Source organism: Micromonospora sp. URMC 106, assembly GCF_051386395.1.
In the GTDB taxonomy this organism is placed as follows: domain Bacteria; phylum Actinomycetota; class Actinomycetes; order Mycobacteriales; family Micromonosporaceae; genus Micromonospora.
Genome location: NZ_JBPQTP010000012.1, coordinates 1 through 22042 on the forward strand (window position 1 = coordinate 1; position 22042 = coordinate 22042).

The following is a 22042-nucleotide window of genomic DNA, read 5'->3' on the forward strand; positions in this document are numbered from 1 at the left end:
ATCTTGCACTTTGTGCCCTCGGTATGTCCGGAAGGCCCGGAGGGCCGGGGCAGCAAGTGCAAGATCGCGGGGAGGAGGAGGGGTGGGGCGGCCGGTCAGCCGAGGAGGCCGGCGTCGCGGGCGGCGCGCAACGAGGGCTTGATGCGGTGGGTCGGGCCGACCTGGCCGGCAACCGCGTCGAGGGTCTTGAGGCCCTCGCCGGTGTTGAAGACGACGGTCTCGGCGGCCGGGTCGAGCCGGCCCGACTCGACCAGCTTGCGCAGCACCGCCACGGTCACGCCGCCGGCAGTCTCGGCGAACACGCCGGTGGTGCGGGCCAGCAGCCGGATGCCGGCGCGGATCTCGTCGTCGTCGACGTACTCCATCCACCCCCCGGTGCGGCGCACCGCCTCCAACGCGTAGAGGCCGGCGGCCGGGTCGCCGATGTTCAGCGACTTGGCGATGCCGGACGGCTTGACCGGGGTGATCGTGTCCGTCTCGGCGTGCAGGGCGGCGGCGATCGGGTTGCAGCCCGCCGACTGGGCGCCGAAGACCTTCCAGCCGCCGGCCGGCGCCTCCACCAGGCCGATCTCGACCAGCTCGGCGAACGCCTTGTCGATCTTGGTGAGCAGCTCCCCCGAGGCCATCGGGATGACCACCTGGGCCGGAATCCGCCAGCCGAGCTGCTCGGCCACCTCGTAGCCGAGCGTCTTCGACCCCTCGGCGTAGTAGGGGCGCACGTTGACGTTGACGAAGGCGGTGTCCTCGAACTCGTCCGTCTCCACCAGCTCGCCGCAGAGCCGGTTCACGTCGTCGTACGAGCCGTCGATGGCGACCAGCTCGCCCCCGTAGACGGCGGTGGTGACGACCTTGCCCTGCTCCAGGTCGCTGGGGATGAAGACCACCGACGGCGCGCCGGCCCGGGCGGCGTGCGCGGCCACCGAGTTGGCCAGGTTGCCGGTGGAGGCGCAGGCGTAGCGGCTGAAGCCGAGCGCCCGGGCGGCGGTCAACGCGACCGAGACCACCCGGTCCTTGAACGAGTGGGTCGGGTTGGCGCTGTCGTCCTTGACCCAGAGCGGGGCGGTGATGCCGAGCTCGGCCGCGAGATTCGGGGCGGCGACCAGCGGGGTGAAGCCCGGGTCGAGGGTGACCCGGGCGGCCGGGTCCTGGCCGGCGGGCAGCAGCGCCGCGTACCGCCAGATGTTCTGCGGACCGGCCTCGATCTGCTCCCGGGTGACCTTCGCCAGCGCGGCGGCGTCGTAGTCGACCTCCAGCGGGCCGAAGCACTCGTAACAGGCGTGCTGGGCGGCCAGCGGGTAGCGGGCCGAGCAGGCGCGGCAGACGAGGGCACGGGCGGGGCTGGCCGTGGTGTCGATGCCGGAGGGGGCGAGCGTCGACGTCATGTCGAGATTCCTCTCATCTTTCCCCGCATCGCGCTCTGCGGCGGGGACGGAATTGGCACCTGCCCCGCCGGTCGCTCAGCGATGAGCGCGCGGGGTGGTTGCCGGGGCGTCGTCGGGCCGTATCCCTCAGCCCCTCTGGATGAGGTATGCAGTTGTGCCGTCGAGTCTAAGGGCAACCGCCGGGCCCGCCGAGCCGGGTTCCCACGGTGTGAACCCGGCCGGCGGCTCCGCCGGGCGGTCGCCGGGCCCGCCGAGGGCGTCGGCGGGCCCGGCCCCGGACCCGGTTCGCGCTCAGACGGTCACCGAGCGCGGGTTGGCGGGACGGCGGGCGCGCAGCAGGGTGTCGACCGCCCAGGCGCCGGGGCCGAACACCGCGATCAGCAGGAACGACCAGCAGAACAGGACGGCCAGCTCGCCGCCGTTGCGCAGCGGGAGCAGCGCGTCGGGCTGGTGCACCACGAAGTACGCGTAGGCCATCGAGCCGGACGCCAGGACGGCCGCCGCCCGGGTCAGGAGGCCGACGAGCACGAGGCCACCACAGGCCGCCTGGATCAAGGCGGCCCACCAACCCGGCCATTCGCCGAACGGGACGGCCTCGCCGGTGCCCCGGTTTCCACCCAGGATCCCGAAGAGCGAGGCCAGGCCGTGGCAGAGGAAGAGCAGTCCGACGACGGCACGGAACAGGGACAGGGCCGGGCCGCCGAGCCGGTCAGCGAGCATTCGGGCACCTCCGATCAGGATGACCACGGGGAACCCAGGATGCCGGGGGCCATTCGGCCGTGTCGATGCATTCCCTCTTCGTGGGAACGCTCCCACGATTCGCCGGCTCCGCCCGACCGGGCTACGACAGGGCTGGCGCTGACCCGTTACGGTGCGAGCACATCGACGGAAAGGGATCGCACGATGCGTCGCAAGCTCGTCCCGGTGGTCGCGCTCTCCATGGCCTGCCTGCTGGTCGTCACCTCCGCCTGCTCCTCGGGCAGCCGGAAGAAGCGCAACCGCTCCTCCGACCGGCCTGCGGGCACCTCGGTCAAGAAGGACGTCGACGTCAACGAGGCGACCCCCACCCCCCGCCGCACGCCCCGACATGCGGAGCGGCTGACCTGCGCGGAGCTGCGCGACGCCCAGGTCGGCAGCAGCAAGGTCCGCTACAACGGGTACGCCGATCCGATCCCCCTCGCCGGCGGTCGCTGGTCGGGCGAGGACGGCGCGACCGTGGAGCTGCAGAAGCCCTGCGCGATCGGGGACCTCGACGGCGACGGCGCGGACGACGCGGTCGGCGTGGTCGTGCTCAACGGCGGTGGCAGCGGCAGCTTCTTCACCCTCGCGGTCTGGCGGAACGTCGGCGGCGACCCGTCCTACCAGGCGCAGACGGACCTCGGCGACCGCACCCCGGTGACGAGCGTCAGCGTGCGCGACGGCAAGGCGACGGTGGTCTACCTGACCCGTACGCCGGACAGCGCGATGGCCGAGCTGAACATCCGGCGCACCGCCGTCTACCAGCTCGCGGGCACGTCGCTGACCGAGCTGAGCCACACCGACGCCCCGTACCGCTCCTGACGCGCCGCCGACGCGGTTGGCGCGCCCGGGGGCGTGACCATGGCGAACAGGCGGATCCCGGACGATGCGCCACTCCATCGTCGGGGATCCGCCTGTCACGTGAGCCATCCGCCGGGTGCGCTCTCGCCAGGACGAGGTTGCGGGTCGTCCGGGCTTCGGCGGGCCGCCGCTACCTGTTGCTCGGCACGGTCTGGTTCTGGGGCGGCCCGGCCACGCCGGTGATCCCCCGAACATCCGGTAGGGACGTCCCCACCACACGCGCACCGGGCCGGATCCGCCCGGCAATCGGGGCGGCATCCTCGGCACCTACCGGTGCCGGCCGAGCGCGCCGGCGGACGCCCCGACGACGGCCCGATGTCGTAGCCGACTCAGCTCGACAGGCCCGGCAGGGAGTCCGGTCGGCCCGGCGCGCCTGGCTACGGAGGGGCGAATCGACGGCGCCCACGGACGGACCGATCCACGACCGGACGGCCGGTGCGATGATCAAGCGATGACCGACCAACCGGACTGGACCAGAGCCATCCGGGCGGTGCACGTGCGGCACGGCACCCAGACGGCCTGCGGCGGGATCGCCGTCGTGCTCGCCGACGTCGAGCCGCATCCGACGTACGTCTTCACCTCACGGTTCGACGGGCGACCGCCCGGCCCGGCCGACCTGCGCCAGGAGTGCGTCGAGGGCTTCGCCGACGGGATGCGGGCCGAGCTGGCTCGGCTCTGCGGCGGACAGCCGCCCCCGGTCCGGGTCGTGCTGCGCCGCATCCTGGTCCACGACGTGGACTCGTCGGCGGCCATCAACCGGGCGGCCGGGCGGCTGGCCGCCGCCGAGGCGGTCCGGCGCGCCACCGACGGCCGGCGGGCACGCTGATCAGCTCGTGACGTTCCTGCCGATGAACCGCGCCGGGCGCGGCGTCCGTGACCACCGGCACCAGCCGACCGGTGCGATGATCGGCTGATGGCACGCCCGACGCACCGCTCCGCGCCGCACCTCGACGGCGCGGGTCCGGGTCGCGCTCGCGCGGTCGGGCTCGCGATCACCGGCCTCGTGCTGCTGGCCGCCTGCTCGCCGGCGACCGACCGGGCGGCGCCGGCACCCGGCCCGACGGCACCGACGACGGCTTCCCGGCCCGAGGCGCCCACCGGCTGCCCGGAGGAGGGCGTCCGGATCAGGTCGCTCGGCACCGACGCCGCGATGGGGCTGCGGGCGCTCGGCCTGGAACTGGTCAACTGCGGCACCCGGCCCTACCCGCTCCACGGCTACCCGGTGCTGCGCCTGCTGGACGCCGACGGAACGCCGATCCCCGTCCAGGTGGTCAACGGGGCGACCGGCATCACCTCCGGCTTCGACCAGCCGCCCCGTGCGCTGACCCTGCGACCCGGCGAACGGGCCCGTGCCGCCGTGCTGTGGCGCAACCTGGTCACCGACGCGACCGTGACCGCCACCACCGGCGAGCGCCTGGAGGTCGCACCGGCCGTGGGCCGGCCCGCGCGGGTCCTCGACCTGGACGGCCCGATCGACCTCGGCAACACCGGGCGGCTCGGAGTGAGCGCGTGGAAGAAGGCCGATCCGGCGGCGACGGAGACCGCCTCCCCGGACGCGCCGACGCCGTCCAGGTCGGCGCCGCTGCTATGAGACGACGTCCTTGCGGGTGAAGCGCCAGAACGCCAGGCCCCAGAACAGCGTCGCGTAGCTGATCGCGGAGATCGCGCCGCGCACCACGTCGTCGGTCTGCACCGGCGTCGACAGCAGGCCCAGCCACGCGGTGCTGAAGTGCGTCGGCAGGAACGCCCGCAGCGCGCCGAGCGCGGTGATCTGGTCCAGGATGCTGGAGAGGATCCAGAGCAGCACCGCGCCGCCGACCGCGCCGAGCGCGGCGTCCGTGACCACCGACAGCAGGAACGCCAGGCCGGCCACCACCAGCAGCACGACGGCCAGGTAGCCGAGGACGCCCAGCAGCCGCAGCAGTCCCTCCCCCGGCTCGAGCTGGGCCGCTACCGTGCTGCGCAGCGGCTCCCAGCCGTAGCGCAGGGTGCCGATCAGCAGGGCGGTGCCGGCGAGCAGCAGCAGCGCCAGCGCCGAGTAGACGAGCGCGACCAGCAGCTTCACCGTCAGCAGCCGGGCCCGGGGCACCGGCACGGCGAGCAGGTAGCGCAGGCTGCCCCAGCTCGCCTCGCTGGCGACGGTGTCGCCGCAGAACAGCGCCACCACCACGACCAGCAGGAACGACGCCGAGACGAAGATGGTGAAGAGGGTGAAGTTCAGCCCGCCCGAGGTGGCGAACTCGACCAGGCTGCCGAACTCCCCGCGCCCGTTGTCCTCGTCGTCGCCCGTGTCGAACTGGAACGCGATCAGGATGATCAGCGGCAACAGGACCATGAACCCGAGGGCGAGCTGGGTACGCCGCCGGGATGCCTGCCGCCGGAACTCCGCGCCGAACGGCAGGGTGGCCGACGGCCGGTAGCCCGCCGCCGCCCCCACCGTGGGTGACGTCTCCGCCATCATCGGTCCCCGCTTCCCCGAGAGTTCTCGCCCACCAGGGCGAGGAACGCGTCCTCCAGGCGGCGCCGGGGCACCACCCGGTCCACCCCGATGCCGGCCCGGACCAGCTCGGCGACCACCTCGCTGCGGGCCGTCCCGTTCGTGTCCACCACGAGCTGACCCTCGCCGTCGGGGAGCACGCGCACCCCGTGCAGCCGGTCCAGCACCGCCCGGGCGGCCGCCGGGTCGGTCACCTCGAAGAGCACGCTCGGCGACTCGCCCACGATCTCCTCGACCGGGCCGGAGGCGACGATCCGGCCCTTGTTCACCACCACCGCGTGGGTGCAGGTCTGCTCCACCTCGGCCAGCAGGTGGCTGGAGACCAGCACCGCGCGGCCGTCGGTGGCGTAGCGCTGGAGCACCCGGCGCATCTCGGCGATCTGCGGCGGGTCGAGCCCGTCGGTCGGTTCGTCGAGCACCAGCAGCTCGGGCAGACCCAGCATGGCCTGCGCGATGGCGAGGCGCTGCCGCATGCCGTGGCTGTAGTTCTTGATCTTCCGATGGACGGAGGCGCCCAGACCGGCGATCTCCAGGGCCTCGTCGAAGTGCGCGTCCTCGGCCGGCCGCCCGGTGGCCCGCCAGTACGCCTTCAGGTTCTCCAGGCCGGACAGGTGCGGCAGGAAGCCCGGCCCCTCGACCAGCGCGCCGATCCGGGACAGCACCGGCGAGCCGGGCACCAGCCGGTGCCCGAAGACGTAGATCTCGCCGGCCGTGGGCTGGGTCAGCCCCATCAGCACCCGCAGCGTGGTGGTCTTGCCGGCGCCGTTCGGGCCGAGCAGGCCGACGACCTGACCGGGGTGCACCTCGAAGTCCACGTTGGAGACGGCGACGAAGCCGTCCGCGTACTCCTTGCGGAGCTGCCGCACGGCCAGCGGGACGCCCGCGTACGCGGGGTGCACGGAGCTGTCCTGGCGGCGGTGCCGGCGGCGGGCCACGGCGACGACCACGACGAGCCCGACCGCGATCACGGCGACCAGGGCGGCCAGCACCCAGCGCCACACCGTGGCCGTGGTGGGGATGGGGTCGCCGGCGACGGTCGGCAGGCTGACCGCGCCGCCGGCCGCGACGGTGTGGACGGTGGGCTCGACGGGGGTGGCGTACGCCTGGTCGGAGGTCGCCACCACCACGCGCAGCCGGTGCCCCGCCTCGATCCGGCGGACGATCGCCGGCAGGGTGACAGTGACCGGCCGCGCCGCCTCGACCGCGCGCGGCAGGCCCGTCAGCCGCACCGGGGCGACCAGGCCGTTGGGGAGGGTGGCCGCGCCGTTGGGGTCGACGTCGTAGAGCTTGACGAAGAGCACCGCCTCACCGGTCGGCGACGCCGCCCGGATGTCGACGGTCGGCGCGCCGACCACGTCCACCGCCTCGGCCAGCGGCTCCGACTCGAACCGGGCGTGCTGGCCGGGGATGTCCCCCGCCACGCCGCCGAGCAGCGACGACAGCTCGCCGGCGAAGGGCACCGAGGAGATGGCGGCCGGGTTGCCGGCCGGCGGGTTGGCGACCGGCTGGGCCGGGCCGGCCACCGGAACGTCCCGGCGGGCCGTGCCGGCGACGCCCGGGTAGTCGGCGGTGCGGTAGCCGGTCGCCACCAGGCCCCGGTCGAGGGCGTCGAAGCCGGCGATGCGGGACCAGGTGAAGCCGTCCCCCGGGGCCTCGCCCTCGCCCTTGACGTAGTGGTCCAGCCACTGCACGGTCAGGAACTTCACCCGGTCCGAATCGGTCTTCGGCCCCTCACCGCCGTCGTGCCCGCCGGTGAACCAGGCCACCCGGACGGGCGTGCCGGCGGCGGCGATGCCGCGCGCGTTGGCGTCCGCCTCGCCGAGCGGGAAGAGGGTGTCCGCCTCGCCCTGCACCAGCAGGGTCGGCGCCGTGATCCGGTCGAGCACGCCGGCGGGGCTGGAGCGGCGCAGCAGGTCCACGGCGGCCTGGTCGGCCCGGCCGGTGGTGGCGATGCGCAGGTACGCGGCGCAGATGTCGGCGGCGAACCGGCCGCACGACGGGTCGCCGGCCCCGGCCGGCGCGTGCCCCGGCCCCGTCCCCGGACCGGCGCCCGGCCCCGGGCTGGGCGGCCCGGCGGAGGCGGGTGCCCCCTCGGGCCGGGCCGCACCGGCCCCGGATAGCCCGGCCGGCCCGGAGCCGACGTTTCCGCCGCCGCCGAAGAAGAGGCCGGCCCAGCCGGACTTGAACACGCCCTCGGTGGGCTGCTTCCCGGTGCTCTCCGGCAGGAAGGAGCGGGACAGGTCGTTCCAGGTGATCATCGGGACGATCGCGTCGACGCGCTGGTCCTGCGCCGCCAGCAGCAGAGCCAGGCCGCCGCCGTACGAGCCGCCGACGACGCCGACCCGCGGGTCGCCGGCGGCGTCGGTGCGGACCTCGGGGCGGGCGGCGAGCCAGTCCAGCAGGCGCTGGGCGTCGCGTACCTCGTAGTCGGGGTGGTCCAGGTGGATCTGCCCGCCGCTGCGGCCGAAGCCCCGCGCGGTCCAGGTGAGCACCGCGTAGCCGCGCCCGGCGAACTCCTCGGCGTCGGCGCGGACGGACTCCTTGGTGCCGCCGAAACCGTGCGCCAGCAGCACCGCCGGCACCCGGCGCGACGCCGAGGCGCCCTCCGGCAGGTAGAGCGTGGTGTCCAGGTCGACCGGCTGGTCGCCGGTCGGCCCGGAGCGGACGGTCAGCATCGCCGCCTCGGTGCGGACGTCCGGCCCCTGCGGCAGGACCGCCCAGGTCACGGCGGCGCCGAGCAGCACGACGGCCGTCGCCGCGGCGACCGCGCGCCGGCGGGTGGGCAGGGCACGCCGGATCCACGCGGCCGAGAACGGCGATCTCATGCGGCACACGGTACGGCCCGGACCCTGAGCGTTGGCTGAGATCCTCCGTACGTCCGTCCGGTTGGTCCGATCGGCGGCCCGGCCGGTGCGACCGCCGCGGATCCAGGCCGTCCCAGGGAGATGAATTCGGATCATGTGAATTCCGATGTTCCGCGGAAATCCGCTCCGATCCATCCATGTCGTTCTCTGGCGCGGCACACAGGGTGGCTGCCGGACGGACGGACGGTCACATCGCGCTTCATGACGCAAAACTGACTGTTCTACGCCAAGAACAGCTACTCGCTGGTCGGTTACTTTTCCGGTCCGGTGGACGGGACTTCACCGTCGATACCCGACACCCGCCGATCCCCCGCTCCCGCCGGAGGAGACAGACCATGACAGTCCCCGCGCCGCAGGCCCGTCGGCGGCCGTCCGCGGCGGGCCGCGTACTGCCGCTGCTGCTCCTCGTCGCCCTGCTCGCGCCGCTGGCCCTGCTGTTCGCCCAGTCGTGGCGGCTCACGGGCGACGACCGTGACCTGGCCGCCCGGGAACGGCTCGGCGTGCAGTACCTGCGGGCCCTCGCCCCGGTCACCGACGCCCTGGTGGACGCCCAGTCGGCCGCCGTCGCCGCCCGGCCCGCCTCCGGCGCGGCGCTGACCCGCGCGGTCGAGGCCGCCGCCTCGGTCGACGCGCGGATCGGCGGCGAGTTGCGCAGCCAGGAGCGCTGGGCCGGCCTGCGGGCCAAGATCGAGGCGCTGGGCGACCGGGGACCGGCCGACCCGGAGGCGGCCTTCGCCGCGTACGGCGAGGTAACCGACCTGCTGCTGGCGCTGCACCGCAAGGTCCGGGAGACCTCCGGGCTGGTCCGCGACCCCCGGTCGGACTCCTTCTTCCTCCAGGACGCCGCCGGCCGGGACCTGCCCGAGGCGGTGGTGGCGACCGGGCGGCTGGCCGACCTGACGGTGCTCGCCGCCCGCCGGCCCGCCGCCGACCGGGACCGCACCGCGGGCGAACTGGCGGCCCTCCGGGTGGCCGCCCTCGCCCCGGCCGGCGACCTGGTCGCCGACCTGCGGGCGGCGGTGGACAGCTCGGCGAGCACCGACCTGGGCCCGAACGTGCTGACCCCGCTGGACACCTACCAACGCGCCGTGGAGGCGCTCGCGGCCCACTCCGCGCCCGCCGGCCGCAGCGGCGTGGTCGACCCGGCGCAGGTCGCCGGCGCCCGGCTCAACGCGCAGGCCGCGGCCCGGCTGCTCCAGCCCGTCATCCTGGGCGAACTCGACGCCCTGCTCGCCGAGCGGGCCGACGGCCTGGACCGGGACCGCCGGCTGACGGTCGCAGCCGGGGTGCTGGCCGTCCTGCTGTGCGGGGCGCTCGGCGCGGTCTGGCTCGCCGCCGTCCGGCGGGCCCGGCGTCGCGCGGCGGAGGACCGGCGCGAACAGGTGGGCCCCGACGCCCCGGCGGCGGACACCCCGTGGCAGCCGCCGACCCGTGACGGCGAACCGCGCCAGCTCCAGCCGGCCGGGCCGGTCCGCGAGCCCGGGCGCGCGCAGTGGGGGCCCTTCGATGCTGCTCGGTAGGCTCCGGATCCGGGCCAAGCTCGCGCTGCTCGTCGTCATCCCGCTGGTCAGCACGGTGGGGCTCGCCGTGCCGGTGGTGCTCGACCGGGTGGCCGCCGCGCAACGGGCCGGCGACATCGCCGACCGGGTCCGCGTGGCCAGCCGGATCGGCACCCTCGTGCAGGACCTGCAACAGGAGCGCGTCCTCTCCGTGGGCCTGCTGCTCAACCGGGTCGCCCGCACCGAACTCGTGCAGCGGACGGCCACCGTGGACGACCGGGTCGCCGACCTGCGCGCCGCCGGGGCCGACCTGCTGCCGCAGCGGGTCGCCGACGCCCTCGACGGCGTACGCGGCCTGACCGACCTGCGGGCGGCGGTGCTCGCCGGGACGGCCACCCCGGACCAGATCATGGACGCCTACGGGCCGGTCAACAGGGCGCTGATCGAGTCGCTGCGACTGCCGTTCGGCGTGGACACCGACACGGCGGCCGGGCGGCAGGTGCTGGCCCTGGACGGGCTGCTCCGCGCCGACGAGGGGCTGGGCGCCTGCGCCACCCTGATCGTGCTGGTGAAGGCGACCGGCACCCCCCGGTCGACCGCCTCGTACGTCGCCTGCATGGCCGCGCTCCGGGTGGACAACCAGCGGTTTCGCAACCTGATCACCGCGGAGCAGCTCAAGCTGGCGGCGCTGAACGACGCGGCGGTGGCCGCCCGCACCAGCGCGGACTTCCTCACCACGAGCGTGCTCGACCCGGCCGGCGCGATCAGGAACGTGCCGCTGGACGCGCTCTTCCCGTCGGTCCGCTCGATGATCACCCTCGGGCAGTTCATCGAGAAGAAGATCGTCGCGGACGTCATCGCCGAGGTGACCAGCCAGCAGCGGCGCGCGCTGACCGCCGCGTACCTGGTCGGCGGGGCGGCCGCGCTGGTCCTGGCCGTGGTGCTGCTGCTCAGCGCGGCCGTCGCCCGGACGGTGGCCCGGCCGCTGACCCGGCTCACGCGCTCGGCCGAGCGGGTGGCCCACGTCGCCGAGGCGGAGCTGACCCGGGTCGCCGACGACGAGGCCGAGAGCGCCCCGCCGGTCCGCCTCGACCCGGTCGACGTACGGGCCCGCGACGAGATCGGCGATTTGGCCCGGGCCTTCGACCGGGTGCAGAGCACCGCGGCCCGGCTGGTCGAACGGCAGGTGGCCGGCCGGCGCAACGTGGCGCAGATGTTCGGTCACGTCGGCCGGCGTACGCAGAACCTCGTCGGCCGGCAGATCGCGCTGATCGACCGGCTGGAGCGGCAGGAGACGGACCCCGGCCGGCTGGAGGACCTCTACCGGCTCGACCACATCTCCAGCCGGCTGCGCCGCAACGCCGGCAGCCTGGTGGTGCTCTCCGGTTCGGCCGGCGCGGACCCCCACGTGGCGCCGGTGCCGCTCGGCGACGTGGTCCGGCTGGCGCTCGGCGAGATCGAGGACTACACCCGGGTCGACGTGCAGGTCCCGCCGGGCGTCTCGGTGGCGCCGGGCGTCGTCGGCGACCTCGTCCTGGCGCTGGCCGAACTGATGGAGAACGCCACCGTCTTCTCCCCGCCGCACACCCGGGTCACGGTGGGCGGCGAGCCGACGGGCGCCGGGGCCCGGTTGAGCGTGGTGGACCGCGGCATCGGCATGCCCCGGGAGCGGCTGGCCGAGGAGAACGCCCGGCTCACCCGCCGGGAACGGCTGGACCTCGCCCCGACCGAGGTGCTGGGGCTCTTCGTGGTGGGCCGGCTGGCGCGCCGGCACGGCTGGGCGGTGGGGCTCGCCCCGACGGCCGGGGGCGGCGTGACCGCGCACCTGGACATCCCGCAGGCGTCGCTGGTGGTCCACCACGACGCGCGGGCCGGGGCGACCGTGGCCCGGGCCGCCGTGCCCGCCCGCGACCGGCGTACCCCGGTCGCCGCGCCCGACGCCGCCCGGGCCGGCACGGTGGTCGCGGCCGCGCCGGACAGCCCCGGGCCGGGGTTCGACGCGGCGCTGCTCAGCCGCGCCACCCGGACGATGGAGTCCGGCGAGTCGTGGAACGCGTTCGGCGCCGGCGACGGGCCGGACTCCGCCGCCCCGGACACAGCGGCCGGCGGCACGCCCCTCCGCGAGATCGACGCGCCGTCCGTCGCGGTCGACGCGCCGGTCGGGCTGGGGCGCCCCCCGGCCGGTCCGGGCCGCCCCGGCCTGACCCGGCGCGTGCCCGGGGCCAACCTGACCGCGTGCCCGCCCAGCCCGCCGACCAGCCCGCACCCGGGCGACCCGGCCGAGGTCCGCGACCTCCTCACCGAGTTCGAGGCGGGCGTCGCCCGTGCTCTGCGTGAAGTCAGCCAAGACCGCCGCTACGAAGAGGGACCATCACGGTGACCAGCCCCTTCCTGCACGACAACGTCGACCACCCGCACCCGACGCCCGGCGACCTCAGCCCGGAGGCGCGCACGTTCAACTGGCTGCTGGACTCCTTCACCTCCAGCACGGCCGGCGTGCTGGAGGCGATCGCGGTCTCGTCCGACGGGCTGCTGATGGCCATGTCGGCGATCAAGGACCGGTCCAACGCGGAGCGGCTCGCCGCGGTGGTCTCCGGCATGACCAGCCTCGCCGGCGGCGCCGCGAGCTGGTACGCCCTGGGCGGGCTGAACCGCGTGATCGTGGACATGGCCGAGGGCTACCTGCTGATCAGCGCGATCAGCAGCGGCTCCGTGCTCGGGGTGGTCGCCGACCGGTCCGCGAACCTCGGCACGGTCGCGTACGAGATGACGCTCTTCGCCGGGCGGGCCGGCGGTGCCCTCACGCCGAGGCTGATCGCCGAGCTGAAGAACGCCGTCCAGCAATGACCCCGGAGGCCCCCGGCGAGGGACCGGAGCCGACGGTCCGGATCCGCCCCTACCTGCGGTCGCCGCTCCCGGACGACGCACCGCCCGGCCCGCGGGCGGTGCCGGCCGCGCCGGAGCCCGAGCCGCGCGGGCCGGCCGGCCCGCGCCCGTTCGTGCTCACCGCCGGGCGGGTGGCCGGCGCCGACCCGGCGATCGGGTTGGAGACCCAGGTGACCGCCCGGCTGGCGGCCGAGTGGGCCACCCCGCTCACCCGACTGGCGCCCGAGTTGCAGGCGATCGTCTCGCTCTGCGGCGAGCCGATCTCGGTCGCCGAGATCTCTGCCCGGACCCGGCTGCACTTCGGCGTGACGCGGGTGCTGGTCGGCGACCTCCGCGCCACGGGCCACCTGGACGTGCACGACGTCGCCGACGCCCTCGACCCCGACATCATCCTGCGAGTGATTGATGGACTCCGTGCGATCTCCTGAATGGCCGGTCGCCCCGCAGGGCGGCCCCGCCGCCAACAGCGCCACCGCCCGGTACGGCTCCCCGGCGGGGGCGCCGCCGAGCGGGCGGGCCGCGCCGGTTCCCCCGCCGCCGTACCGGCCGACGGGCGCGTCGGGGACGGCCCCGGTGCCCCGTCCCGCGCCGGCCGCCGCGCCGCCGATCCCGGTCAAGATCCTCATCGCCGGCGGCTTCGGGGTGGGCAAGACCACCACGGTCGGCGCGATCTCCGAGATCGCCCCGCTGACCACCGAGGCGGAGATGACCAGCGCCGGGATCGGCGTCGACGACCCCGGCGTCCGCTCCGCGAAGACCACCACCACGGTGGCGATGGACTTCGGCTGCGTCACCATCGACCGCAGCCTGAAGCTGTACCTGTTCGGCACGCCGGGGCAGGCCCGGTTCGGTTTCATGTGGGACGACCTGGCCCGCGGCGCGCTCGGCGCGCTCGTCGTGGTGGACAGCGCCCGGCTGGACGACTGCTATCCGGCGATCGACTTCTTCGAGCGGGCCGGCCTGCCCTTCGTGGTCGGGGTGAACGCCTTCGACGGGCGGCTGGCGCACGACCTCGACGCCATCCGGTGGGCGCTGGCCGTCGGCGACCACGTGCCCCTGGTGCAGTTCGACGCCCGGGAGCGGCTCTCGGTGCGGGACGCGCTGCTGGTCGTCCTGGACCGCGCGCTGGACCGGGCCACCCGGGAGAGGAAGACCTGAACCGGCCGGCGGTTCGACCCGTTTCACGTGAAGGGGTGGTCGTGATGAGAGGTGGACTGGACGAGACACTGGCCCGGTTGGCCCGGCGCGAGGAGGCGCTGCGCCGGCGGGCCGCCGAGCAGGGCGGCGCGGCGGACGGGGAGGTCACCGCGGCGCCGGGAGCGCCGGCCGGGCAGAACGGGGCCGCTCCGGGCCGCGCCGACGGCCGGGGCGAGGGCCGCAACGCCGGGCCCGGCTGGGCCGACACCCGGCGGACCGGCGAGCCCCGCGACCCGGTGACGGAGGTCGCCGAGGCCGTCCGGCGGGTGGTGGCGGGTCACCCCGGCATGGCGGTCACCGTCCGGGTCGAGCACGACGGGCAGGCGTACCCGCTGCGGGTCGCCTGGACCGGCACGGGCGTGACGGTCGACACCGAGGCACCCGCCGTACCGCCGCCGGCCTGGCCGATGTCGGCCAAGACGGTGCCGGCCTGGACGCCCGGCCAGGAGGGGGTGCGCCCGGACCCGGCGGCGCGGCTGGCCGAACTGATCCGCCGGGGAGACGCGTGGGGTGACGGCGGCGGCTAGGGTCGGGCGGTGGCGCAACCCGACCTGACCCTGACCGCGAGCCTGCGGCCGGCGGCGCTGGACGCCCGACGCGGCATCGTCCGGCTGCACCCGGAGGCGCTCACCGCGTTGGCGCTGCGCCCGGGCGATCCGGTGCGGCTGTCCGGCCGGCGGGTGACCGCCGGCGTCGTCGTGCCGGCCGAGCCGACCGCGAGCACCGCTCTGCTCTACGCCGACGACCTCATGCTGGGCAACCTCGGGGTCCGCGACGGCGGCCAGGTCACGGTGAGCCCCCTGCCGGTCAGCGCCGCCCAGCGGGTGGTCCTCGCCGGCCCGGCGCAGATCGCCGCGGTGGTGTCCCCCGAGATGCTCCGGCTGGCCCTGCTCGGCAAGGTGGTGACGACCGGGGACGACGTGTCGCTGCTGCCGCAGGACGTCCTGCCGGACGCCTCGGTGCGCAGCCTGGTGGAGGCCGCCCGGCGCAGCCTCTCCAACAGCGTCGGGTACGCCTGGACCAGCACCCTGCTCACCGTGGCCGACGCCGAGCCGGACGGCTCTCTGGTCACCATGGACACCCTGGTCGGTTGGGAGCACGGCCCGGCGACCCACGGCTCCGTCGGCGCGGCGGGCGCACCCGGCGCGGGGCCCTCCGCCCCGGCGGGTCACGGGTGGGCGGGCGCCCCGGGCGGGCCGCGTCCCGCGCGCGACGACGACGCGCGGGCGGAGGCCGCGCCGTCGGTGGACGAGCTGCCGGGACTGCGGGCCCAGGCCGAGCAGCTGACCGAGCTGCTCGACCTCGGCTTCCACCACCGGGAGGTGCTCGGCCGGCTGGGCACCACCGTCTCGCTGGGCGTGCTGGTCGCCGGGCCGGCCGGCTCGGGCAAGGCGGCGCTGGTGCGCGCGGTGGCCGCCCAGGTCGGGGCCCGGGTCTGCCCGCTCTGGGCGCCCGAGGTGGCCGCGCTGACCAACCAGGCCGCCGCCGACCGGCTGCGCGCGGCCGCGGCCGAGGCACAGGCGGACGGCCCCGCGGTGCTGCTCGTCACCGACGTGGAGGCGCTCGCCCCCGCCGACGGGCCGGGACCGGTGGCGACCGTGTTCCGCCAGGTGGTCGCGGAGACCGTCCGGGCGGGGGCGGCGGTGGTCTGCACGACCGGGCGGCCCGAGGCGGTCGACCCGGTGCTGAGCGGGCCGGACCTGCTCTCGCTGCGGATCAGCGTCCCGCTGCCGGACGCGGCGCTGCGCCGGGAACAGTTGACCGTGCTGACCCGGCAGGTCCCGCTCGCCGAGGACGTGCGGCTCGACGAGGTCGCCGGGCGTACCCCCGGCTTCGTCGCCGCCGACCTGGCCGCGCTGGTCCGCGAGGCCGGGGTGCGCGCGGCGCTGCGGCAGAAGTCGGCCGAGACGCCGACGGTGGCGATGGCGGACTTCGCCGCCGCGCTGGAGGTGGTCCGGCCGACCACGATGGCGGCGTCCACCCTGGAGCTGGCCGCGGTGACCCTGGACGACGTGGGCGGCCTGACGGAGGTCAAGGAGACGCTGACGGAGTCGGTGCTGTGGCCGCTGACCTACCCGGACACGTTCGCCCGGCTCGGCGTGCAGCCGCCCCGCGGGGTGCTGCTCTACGGCCCGCCCGGCTGCGGCAAGACCTACCTGGTCACCGCGCTGGCCGGGTCGGGGCGGGCGAACGTGCTCTCGGTCAAGGGGGCGGAGCTGCTGTCGAAGTGGGTCGGCGAGAGCGAGCGCGCGGTCCGCGAGCTGTTCCGCCGGGCCCGGGAGGCCGCGCCGACGCTGGTCTTCCTGGACGAGGTGGACGCGCTCGCCCCGGTACGCGGCCAGGCCACCGACGGCGGCACCACCGACCGGGTGGTCGCCGCGCTGCTCACCGAGCTGGACGGGGTGGAGACGCTGCGCAACGTGGTGGTGGTCGGCGCGACGAACCGGCCCGACCTGGTGGACCCGGCGCTGCTGCGCCCCGGGCGGCTGGAGCGGCTGGTCTACGTGCCGCCGCCGGACGGGCCGGCGCGGGCGGAGATCCTGCGCGCCTCGGCGCGTAACGTGCCGCTGGCACCCGAGGTGGACCTCGCGGCGCTGGGCGCGGAGCTGGACGGCTTCTCGGCGGCGGACTGCGCCGCGCTGGTGCGGGAGGCGGCGCTGGCCGCGATGCGGGAGTCGCTGACCGCCTCCACCGTCACCGCCGCGCACGTGGCGGCCGCCCGCGCCCGGGTCCGTCCGTCCCTGGACCCGGCCCAGGTCGCCTGGCTCGCCGCGTACGCCGAGAAGCGCGCCGGCTGACGGCCAGCTCGGCGACGGCGGGGCCGGGTATGCCCGCCGGGACGCTGTCGAGCTGATGTCGTAGACGATTCGCCAGCGCGCAGGGACGCCGAGCCGGCGGGCGTCAGTCGGTCGGCAGCAGGGGGCCGAGGGGCCCCAGGTCGAGGTTCAGGTCCTCGGGCGCCAGGCCGAAGTACTCGCGCAGCCCGGTCATCTGCTCCTCCAGCGCCATCAGCGTCATGCCGATCCGTTCGACCTGCTCCTCGGTGAGGTCGCCGAGGTCGACCCGGCGCAGCGCCTGCCGCTCCATGAGCTGACGCAGCAGCTCGATCACGGTGAGCACGAGGCTGGCCAGTCCCCGCTCGACGGAGTCCCGGTCGACCGCGAGCCGCCGGTCCAGCGGCGTGACCCGGGGCGCCTGCCACCGGGTGTCGCCGAGCGCGGCGGCCAGCTCGGCCGCCTCGTCCCGCCGGCCGGCACCCCCGCCCCGACCGTCCGGGGCTCCGGCCCGACCGGCCACGCGGGCCTGTCCGGGACCGTCGGCGCCATCCGGCGCGGCGGTCGGCCCGCCGCCCGCCGCGGTCATTCGGGCGCTCCCGGTGTCCCTGTGGCGCCTTCCGGTGGACCCACGAGGAGGGGGACTCCGCAGCCCGGGGCAAGGGCGTCGGCCGGGGCTGCGTCCCGCAGCTCCGGCGGGGCGAGCGCGCCGACGGAGGCGACCAGGGCGCGCAGCGAGATCCGGACCAGGTCGACGTCGGCGATGGCGATGGTGATGTCGCCGCTGATCACCACGCCGGTGGCGAGGACGCGGTCCAGCAGGTCCACCAGCGCCACCGGGCGGTAGGCCAGCGGGTCGTCGGCGCTGCTCGGCGCGAGCGAGGTGGTCACCACGCGGGCCCCCGGCCGGGTTCCGGGGCAATCGGCACGCCCGGTTCCGGGGCGGTCGCCGCGCCGGCTTCCCGGGCGATCGGCACGCCGGCTTCCCGGGCGGTCAGCACGCCGGCTCCCGAACGGTGAGCGCCGGCTCGGGCGGACGCTGCTCGGCGAAGGAGTACGGCGGCCACGGGCCGGTCAACTCCAACCGGATCTCCGGATGCCGGCCGGCCAGCGCGTCGACCAACCGGCGGAAGTCAGCGAGCGTGACCTGCTCGACCAGGTACGCCCCGTTGAGCACCATGGCGGTGGGCGCGCCGGAGAGCCGGCGGTCCTGCGGGGGGTGCCGCCGGGCGGCCACCGCGTGCCCGGCCAGGGCCGTGTGCACGGCGGAGGCCGCGTCGGCGGCGATCCGCTGCCCCTCCTCGCGGGCGGTGAGCTGGGCCCGGCGTCGCCGCAGGTACGCCGCCCCGGCCCCGCCCGGCCCGGCGGGCTCCGCGCTCCGGGGCGTGACCCCCGGCACGACGTAGCCCTTCACGCCCCACTCGTCCCGACCGGCGAGCCGGTCCAGGACGGCGGTCAGCTCGCTCCGGCGGGTGGTGAGCTGCCCCGCCACCCGGGCGTCGTCGTGGTGCACCGTGGCCAGCCGGGCGGGCACCACCGCGCCCGCCCGGGACAGCGCCGCCACCACGGCGTGGTGCGCCCGGGCGGCGCGCTCCAGCCAGGCCAGGTCCTCCAGGTTGCGGCGCAGCGCCTCCTCGCCGTACTCGGCCAGCGGGGCGGTGCTGACCACCGCGACCAGCCCGGCGGCCGGCACCGCGCGTACCGGCGCGCCGTCCATCCCGGGGGTCGCGGCGAGCAGGGCCGGGTCGGCCTCCCGCACCACGCCGTGCAGCCACACCCCGGCGTCCGAGCGCGCCGTCCGGCCGGCGGGCGCGAGGTCAGCCGTCGAGCTCATCCCACTCCTCCCTCCGGGCGGCCCGCCGGGCGACCCGGGGGCGGCGCTCCGCCTCCACCTGCTCCGGGTCGCGGGGGCCGGGTTCGACCGGGGGCCTCGCCCGCGAGCTGAGCCACGGGTCGTGTTCCCACCAGTCGATGCCGATCTGCCGCGCCGTGTCGACGGAGGCGATGACGAGCCGCAGCTTGAGCGTCAGCAGCTCGATGTCGAGCAGGCTGACGCGGATGTCGCCGGCGATCACGATGCCCCGGTCGAGCACCCGTTCCAGGATGTCGCCGAGGTTGGCCGGCTCGTGCCCGGCGGGCAGCACCTGGCCGGAGTTCTGCACCACCGGTGGCGGTTGCACGGTCATCTCAACCCACCTCGCCCTTCCCGCGCTGGTAGCGCCGCACCCGCCGGTAGCCGAGCAGGCCGCCCTCCAGGTCCAGCTCCACCTCGTAGAGGCCGAGCAGGTCGGTGGAGGCGGGGATCCGGCGATCCTCGATCACCTCCACCCCGACCAGCCAGCCGTCCCGCACCGACTTCAGCGAGGTGGTCCCCACCGGGTCGCGGCCGGTCAGCTCGACGATCTGCCGCATCCCCTCGCGGGCGGCCTCGGCGGCCGAGATCGGCTCCAGGTACTCCTCCTCGTCGTCGTACCGTTCGTCGTCGTACCGGTCGTCGTCCGGCTCCCTGCTACGCGCCCGGCCGCCGTCGCCGCGGATCCGGTCCGCCATGCCGCTCACCTCCCTCGCCACCGTCGCGCGACACCCGCCGCGCCCGTTCCGTGCCGGCCCGCCGTCGGGGGCCGCCGGCACCCCGGCGGGCCCCGACGGCGTCCCCGGCCGGATCGCCGCCCCGGCCCTGCTCGCCGCCCCGACCCTGGTCCCGGGCCCGGGGCGGCGCCGGCCGACCGGCGCCGCCGGTCAGCCGCGCCAGCACCTGCTGCTGCCCCCGGTCCCGCTCCGCGGCGGTGATCTCCCCGGCGGCCTCCGCCGCGTCCAGCGCCTCCAGCTCGCGCCGGACGTCGACCGGGTTGCGCTGCCGCGACTCGGCCTCCCGGGCGATCACCTTGACCACCGCGGTCAGCCCGCGCACCGGCGCGTACGGCAGGGTCAGCAGCGTCCAGAGGATGTCCACCCGTCACTCCGCCAACTGGTGCGCGCTGACGAAGTCGTACGGGGCGAGCGGGCCGAGCAGGCGCGTGCGGATCAGCTCCCGGCGCTGCTCGGCGTACTCCTCGACGGCCGCCACGAAGTCGTCCTCCCGGTCTCGCTCGACCAGGAAGGCGGCGTTCGCCGCGTCCAGCTCGTTGCTCGGCGGTCGGGGCGCGCTCGCCACGACGACCGGACCGAGCGCGTCCACGAGCTGCCGGTTCTCCGCCTCGCGGCGCAGCTCGACCGCCTGGCTGATCATCTCGCCGAGCCGGATCCGCTGCGGCCGGGTGGCCGCCTCCGGCTGCCCGCGCACCTGGTCGGCCAGTTCGGCCGCGGCCGGCTGCTCCGCCAGTACGGCCGCGATCAGGTTCTGCTCGTCGTAGCGGCCGTGCACGACGTACTGGATCCGGCCCTCGAACTCGTCGAGGGCGGCGGCGAACCGGTCATGGTGCGCCTCCAGCAGGTCAGCCACCGCGTCCGGGCCGGTGACCACCGTGCCGAAGCGCACCGGCAGCACCGGGGCCACGGCCGCCGTGCCGTCCACCAGTTCCTGGTACGCGGTCAGGTCCGCCGGCCGGCCGATCGGCTCGGTCAGGCTCACCTCGCTGACCAGCGCGGCCAGTTCCCCGTGCCGGATCGCGGCCACCTCCCCGGGCGGGTCGCCGACCCCGGCGGCGTCCTGGGTCGGCTCCACGTCGGAGGGCACGATGCCGTAGATGAACAGTCCGGTCTCCTCGGCCATCTCAGCGCTCCTCGTCCCGGCGCCGCCGGGGTCGGTCCCGGTCGCGGTCCCGGTCGGAGCCGAGTTCGTCGACGGCGTCCTTCACCGCGCCGCCGATCGCGCCGACGGTCCGGCCGATCCCGGATGCCGCCTTGCCGGCCCCGATCGCCCCGGAGGCGCCCTCGACCAGGTCGGGCAGTCCCTTCTGGTTCTTCGGGGTGATGTCGAACCGGTCGACCGCCTCGGCGAAACGCAGGTACGTCTCCACGCTGGCGATGACGATCCGGGCGTTGATCTCCAGCAACTGGATGCCGACCACGGCGACCGACACCTGGGCGTCGATCACCACGCCCTTGTCCAGCACCGTCTCGACGACGTCGGCCAGGCTGGAGCCCCCTCCACCGCGCTCCAGGGCGCCGCCGGCCTGACCCTCACTCGTCGCGATCGTCACTCGCGCTCCTCCCGTCGGCGGCGGACCACGGGTCGGCGGGGCGCCTCCGGGGCACGACGCGCCCGGGGTTCCTCGCGGGGCCGGGGCTCCTCCCGGGGCTGCGGGCGACGGGCCCGCTCCGGGGCACGGCGACGCGGCGGCGGCTGCTCCTCCTCCGGCTCCTCCTCGTACTCGTCGTAGTCGCCCTCGTCGTACTCGTCCTCGTACTCCTCCTCGGCCGGACGGCGGCGCTGCGGCGGCCGGCGGCGGCCGCGCTCGGCGGGCCGGCGCTCCTCGCGCGGCTGCTCCTCGGCCTCCTCGGCCTCCTCCTCCGGCTCGGGCTCGCGCCGGCCGCGCTGCTCGCGCTCCTCCTGCCGCTCGCGCTCCTCCTGCTCCTCGCGCAGGGCGGTCTCGTGGTCCCTGACCACCTGCGAGTCCTTGATCTCGCCGCGCCAGCCCTGCACCGAGTCCGGGTCGAGGACCGTCTGGGTCATCACGTGCCGGACGAAGTGCTTGAGTTCCAGCCGGACGCGGCGGCCCTGGGCCCGCCACAGGTTGCCGGTGTGCTCGAAGAGCCCCTGCGGGTGGTACTCGAGCACGACCAGGATCCGGGTCAGGTCGGGCGACAGCTCGTGGAAGCTGACGGTGCCGTCGACGGAGCCCTTCTCGCCCTTGGAGCGCCAGTGGATCAACTTGTCCGGGATCTGCCGGACGATGGTCGACTCCCAGGTGCGGTGCGACCAGAAGACCTGCGCCTTCCAGGTCAGCTTCTCGTCCGCCTCGGTGTCGACGTTCTCGACCTTCTTCATGAAGCTCGGGAAGTCGCCGAACCGGGTCCACTGGTCGTACGCGACCCGGACCGGCACGCCGACCTCGATCGCCTCCACGATGTTGGTGACCTTGAGCTTCTTGCCGCCGCCCTTGCCGCCCTTGCCGAGAGCCGCCATCACCTTCTCCTTACCGCCGGCCAGCCCGGCATGGACCATCGCCTTGACCGGTGAGCCGCCCTCGGCGAGCTTCTGCGCACCCGTCGCGGCGGCGATCAGGCCGGGACCGCCGCCCTGCCTGGCGTAGTCGCTGAGCCGACCGGTCGCGCCGGTGATCCGCTCGGTCACCACCTGCACGGCGCGTTCGCCGATGGCGCTCGCCAGGTTCCGCGCCTCGCCGGCGAGCTGGCCCCGGACCTTGTCGCCGAGGCCGCCGGAGTTCGTCGTGTCCGCCAT

Annotated in this window: 23 protein-coding genes and 1 riboswitch; of the genes, 10 read left to right on the forward strand and 13 right to left on the reverse strand. The window is 75.7% G+C overall.

The window, feature by feature from the left end:
* Positions 1-95: 95 nt before the first annotated feature.
* On the reverse strand, positions 96-1382 hold the full coding sequence (thrC, locus tag ACSNOB_RS06055) for a threonine synthase (RefSeq protein WP_436685636.1): 1287 nt from the start codon (positions 1380-1382) through the stop codon (positions 96-98).
* A 10-nt stretch (positions 1383-1392) separates the two neighbouring features.
* Positions 1393-1528, reverse strand: a riboswitch (SAM riboswitch).
* A 145-nt stretch (positions 1529-1673) separates the two neighbouring features.
* The gene (locus ACSNOB_RS06060) at positions 1674-2102 is read right to left on the reverse strand and encodes a DoxX family protein (RefSeq protein WP_393106064.1); all 429 of its coding nucleotides are present in this window, start codon (positions 2100-2102) and stop codon (positions 1674-1676) included.
* A gap of 183 nt (positions 2103-2285) precedes the next feature.
* Between ACSNOB_RS06060 and ACSNOB_RS06065 the strand changes: the two genes are divergently transcribed.
* The 3 genes from ACSNOB_RS06065 (at position 2286) to ACSNOB_RS06075 (ending at position 4572) form a co-directional block, all read left to right on the forward strand.
* Complete coding sequence (locus ACSNOB_RS06065; RefSeq protein WP_436685637.1) at positions 2286-2942, forward strand: hypothetical protein; 657 nt, start codon at positions 2286-2288, stop codon at positions 2940-2942.
* Positions 2943-3432: 490 nt separating this feature from the next.
* Positions 3433-3807, forward strand: coding sequence for a hypothetical protein (locus ACSNOB_RS06070; protein WP_436685638.1), 375 nt, complete (start codon positions 3433-3435; stop codon positions 3805-3807).
* Positions 3808-3894: 87 nt separating this feature from the next.
* The gene (locus tag ACSNOB_RS06075; RefSeq protein ID WP_436685639.1) at positions 3895-4572 is read left to right on the forward strand and encodes a DUF4232 domain-containing protein; all 678 of its coding nucleotides are present in this window, start codon (positions 3895-3897) and stop codon (positions 4570-4572) included.
* Here ACSNOB_RS06075 and ACSNOB_RS06080 read toward each other — a convergent pair.
* Positions 4567-5442 carry an ABC transporter permease gene (locus ACSNOB_RS06080; RefSeq protein WP_393106072.1) on the reverse strand — a complete coding sequence of 292 codons (876 nt, stop codon included), beginning with the start codon at positions 5440-5442 and terminating at the stop codon, positions 4567-4569. The two genes, ACSNOB_RS06075 and ACSNOB_RS06080, sit on opposite strands and share 6 nt — an antisense overlap.
* Positions 5439-8303, reverse strand: coding sequence for an alpha/beta fold hydrolase (locus tag ACSNOB_RS06085; protein ID WP_436685640.1), 2865 nt, complete (start codon positions 8301-8303; stop codon positions 5439-5441). The genes ACSNOB_RS06080 and ACSNOB_RS06085 overlap by 4 nt, the downstream gene beginning before the upstream one ends.
* Before the next feature lie 374 nt (positions 8304-8677).
* On the opposite strand from ACSNOB_RS06085, the gene ACSNOB_RS06090 reads away from it, so the two are divergent.
* Genes ACSNOB_RS06090 through ACSNOB_RS06120 form a run of 7 tightly spaced genes read left to right on the forward strand, consistent with a single transcriptional unit; the run spans position 8678 to position 16722 of the window.
* The gene (locus ACSNOB_RS06090; RefSeq protein WP_436685641.1) at positions 8678-9862 is read left to right on the forward strand and encodes a hypothetical protein; all 1185 of its coding nucleotides are present in this window, start codon (positions 8678-8680) and stop codon (positions 9860-9862) included.
* Entirely contained in the window at positions 9849-12221 is a 2373-nt protein-coding gene (locus ACSNOB_RS06095) for a nitrate- and nitrite sensing domain-containing protein (protein WP_436685642.1), read from the forward strand. The genes ACSNOB_RS06090 and ACSNOB_RS06095 overlap by 14 nt, the downstream gene beginning before the upstream one ends.
* Positions 12218-12688 carry a roadblock/LC7 domain-containing protein gene (locus ACSNOB_RS06100; protein WP_436685643.1) on the forward strand — a complete coding sequence of 157 codons (471 nt, stop codon included), beginning with the start codon at positions 12218-12220 and terminating at the stop codon, positions 12686-12688. Before ACSNOB_RS06095 ends, ACSNOB_RS06100 begins: the two co-directional genes overlap by 4 nt.
* A complete protein-coding gene (locus ACSNOB_RS06105) occupies positions 12685-13155 on the forward strand; it encodes a DUF742 domain-containing protein (RefSeq protein ID WP_436685644.1) in 471 nt (156 codons plus the stop codon). The genes ACSNOB_RS06100 and ACSNOB_RS06105 overlap by 4 nt, the downstream gene beginning before the upstream one ends.
* Positions 13133-13885, forward strand: coding sequence for a GTP-binding protein (locus ACSNOB_RS06110; RefSeq protein WP_436685645.1), 753 nt, complete (start codon positions 13133-13135; stop codon positions 13883-13885). Before ACSNOB_RS06105 ends, ACSNOB_RS06110 begins: the two co-directional genes overlap by 23 nt.
* Positions 13886-13929: 44 nt before the next feature.
* Positions 13930-14451 (forward strand): hypothetical protein, encoded by a 522-nt coding sequence (locus ACSNOB_RS06115; protein ID WP_436685646.1) that lies wholly within the window; start codon positions 13930-13932, stop codon positions 14449-14451.
* A 9-nt stretch (positions 14452-14460) separates the two neighbouring features.
* Positions 14461-16722: an AAA family ATPase gene (locus ACSNOB_RS06120; protein WP_436685647.1), complete on the forward strand. Its 2262-nt coding sequence runs from the start codon at positions 14461-14463 to the stop codon at positions 16720-16722.
* Positions 16723-16825: 103 nt separating this feature from the next.
* Here ACSNOB_RS06120 and ACSNOB_RS06125 read toward each other — a convergent pair whose 3' ends face one another.
* From ACSNOB_RS06125 to ACSNOB_RS06165, 9 genes are all read right to left on the reverse strand, one after another.
* On the reverse strand, positions 16826-17287 hold the full coding sequence (locus ACSNOB_RS06125; protein ID WP_436685648.1) for a gas vesicle protein K: 462 nt from the start codon (positions 17285-17287) through the stop codon (positions 16826-16828).
* Entirely contained in the window at positions 17284-17589 is a 306-nt protein-coding gene (locus ACSNOB_RS06130) for a gas vesicle protein (RefSeq protein WP_436685649.1), read from the reverse strand. Before ACSNOB_RS06130 ends, ACSNOB_RS06125 begins: the two co-directional genes overlap by 4 nt.
* Before the next feature lie 103 nt (positions 17590-17692).
* A complete protein-coding gene (locus tag ACSNOB_RS06135; RefSeq protein WP_436685650.1) occupies positions 17693-18532 on the reverse strand; it encodes a GvpL/GvpF family gas vesicle protein in 840 nt (279 codons plus the stop codon).
* On the reverse strand, positions 18516-18884 hold the full coding sequence (gvpJ, locus tag ACSNOB_RS06140; protein WP_436685651.1) for a gas vesicle protein GvpJ: 369 nt from the start codon (positions 18882-18884) through the stop codon (positions 18516-18518). The genes ACSNOB_RS06135 and gvpJ (ACSNOB_RS06140) overlap by 17 nt, the downstream gene beginning before the upstream one ends.
* 1 nt (position 18885) lies before the next feature.
* Positions 18886-19248 carry a gas vesicle protein gene (locus tag ACSNOB_RS06145; RefSeq protein ID WP_436685652.1) on the reverse strand — a complete coding sequence of 121 codons (363 nt, stop codon included), beginning with the start codon at positions 19246-19248 and terminating at the stop codon, positions 18886-18888.
* Positions 19208-19651 (reverse strand): gas vesicle protein GvpG, encoded by a 444-nt coding sequence (locus ACSNOB_RS06150; RefSeq protein WP_436685653.1) that lies wholly within the window; start codon positions 19649-19651, stop codon positions 19208-19210. Before ACSNOB_RS06150 ends, ACSNOB_RS06145 begins: the two co-directional genes overlap by 41 nt.
* A gap of 3 nt (positions 19652-19654) precedes the next feature.
* Positions 19655-20410 carry a GvpL/GvpF family gas vesicle protein gene (locus ACSNOB_RS06155; RefSeq protein WP_436685654.1) on the reverse strand — a complete coding sequence of 252 codons (756 nt, stop codon included), beginning with the start codon at positions 20408-20410 and terminating at the stop codon, positions 19655-19657.
* A 1-nt stretch (position 20411) separates the two neighbouring features.
* The gene (gene gvpJ / locus ACSNOB_RS06160) at positions 20412-20840 is read right to left on the reverse strand and encodes a gas vesicle protein GvpJ (RefSeq protein WP_436685655.1); all 429 of its coding nucleotides are present in this window, start codon (positions 20838-20840) and stop codon (positions 20412-20414) included.
* Positions 20837-22042 (reverse strand): SRPBCC family protein, encoded by a 1206-nt coding sequence (locus ACSNOB_RS06165; RefSeq protein ID WP_436685656.1) that lies wholly within the window; start codon positions 22040-22042, stop codon positions 20837-20839. The genes gvpJ (ACSNOB_RS06160) and ACSNOB_RS06165 overlap by 4 nt, the downstream gene beginning before the upstream one ends.

Coding starts and splice junctions, on each gene's coding strand:
- thrC (WP_436685636.1), bottom strand. CDS start 1,382: ATGACGTCGACGCTCGCCCCCTCCGGCATCGACACCACGGCCAGCCCC.
- ACSNOB_RS06060 (WP_393106064.1), bottom strand. CDS start 2,102: ATGCTCGCTGACCGGCTCGGCGGCCCGGCCCTGTCCCTGTTCCGTGCC.
- ACSNOB_RS06065 (WP_436685637.1), top strand. CDS start 2,286: ATGCGTCGCAAGCTCGTCCCGGTGGTCGCGCTCTCCATGGCCTGCCTG.
- ACSNOB_RS06070 (WP_436685638.1), top strand. CDS start 3,433: ATGACCGACCAACCGGACTGGACCAGAGCCATCCGGGCGGTGCACGTG.
- ACSNOB_RS06075 (WP_436685639.1), top strand. CDS start 3,895: ATGGCACGCCCGACGCACCGCTCCGCGCCGCACCTCGACGGCGCGGGT.
- ACSNOB_RS06080 (WP_393106072.1), bottom strand. CDS start 5,442: ATGATGGCGGAGACGTCACCCACGGTGGGGGCGGCGGCGGGCTACCGG.
- ACSNOB_RS06085 (WP_436685640.1), bottom strand. CDS start 8,303: ATGAGATCGCCGTTCTCGGCCGCGTGGATCCGGCGTGCCCTGCCCACC.
- ACSNOB_RS06090 (WP_436685641.1), top strand. CDS start 8,678: ATGACAGTCCCCGCGCCGCAGGCCCGTCGGCGGCCGTCCGCGGCGGGC.
- ACSNOB_RS06095 (WP_436685642.1), top strand. CDS start 9,849: ATGCTGCTCGGTAGGCTCCGGATCCGGGCCAAGCTCGCGCTGCTCGTC.
- ACSNOB_RS06105 (WP_436685644.1), top strand. CDS start 12,685: ATGACCCCGGAGGCCCCCGGCGAGGGACCGGAGCCGACGGTCCGGATC.
- ACSNOB_RS06110 (WP_436685645.1), top strand. CDS start 13,133: ATGGACTCCGTGCGATCTCCTGAATGGCCGGTCGCCCCGCAGGGCGGC.
- ACSNOB_RS06115 (WP_436685646.1), top strand. CDS start 13,930: ATGAGAGGTGGACTGGACGAGACACTGGCCCGGTTGGCCCGGCGCGAG.
- ACSNOB_RS06125 (WP_436685648.1), bottom strand. CDS start 17,287: ATGACCGCGGCGGGCGGCGGGCCGACCGCCGCGCCGGATGGCGCCGAC.
- ACSNOB_RS06135 (WP_436685650.1), bottom strand. CDS start 18,532: ATGAGCTCGACGGCTGACCTCGCGCCCGCCGGCCGGACGGCGCGCTCG.
- gvpJ (WP_436685651.1), bottom strand. CDS start 18,884: ATGACCGTGCAACCGCCACCGGTGGTGCAGAACTCCGGCCAGGTGCTG.
- ACSNOB_RS06145 (WP_436685652.1), bottom strand. CDS start 19,248: ATGGCGGACCGGATCCGCGGCGACGGCGGCCGGGCGCGTAGCAGGGAG.
- ACSNOB_RS06155 (WP_436685654.1), bottom strand. CDS start 20,410: ATGGCCGAGGAGACCGGACTGTTCATCTACGGCATCGTGCCCTCCGAC.
- ACSNOB_RS06165 (WP_436685656.1), bottom strand. CDS start 22,042: ATGGCGGACACGACGAACTCCGGCGGCCTCGGCGACAAGGTCCGGGGC.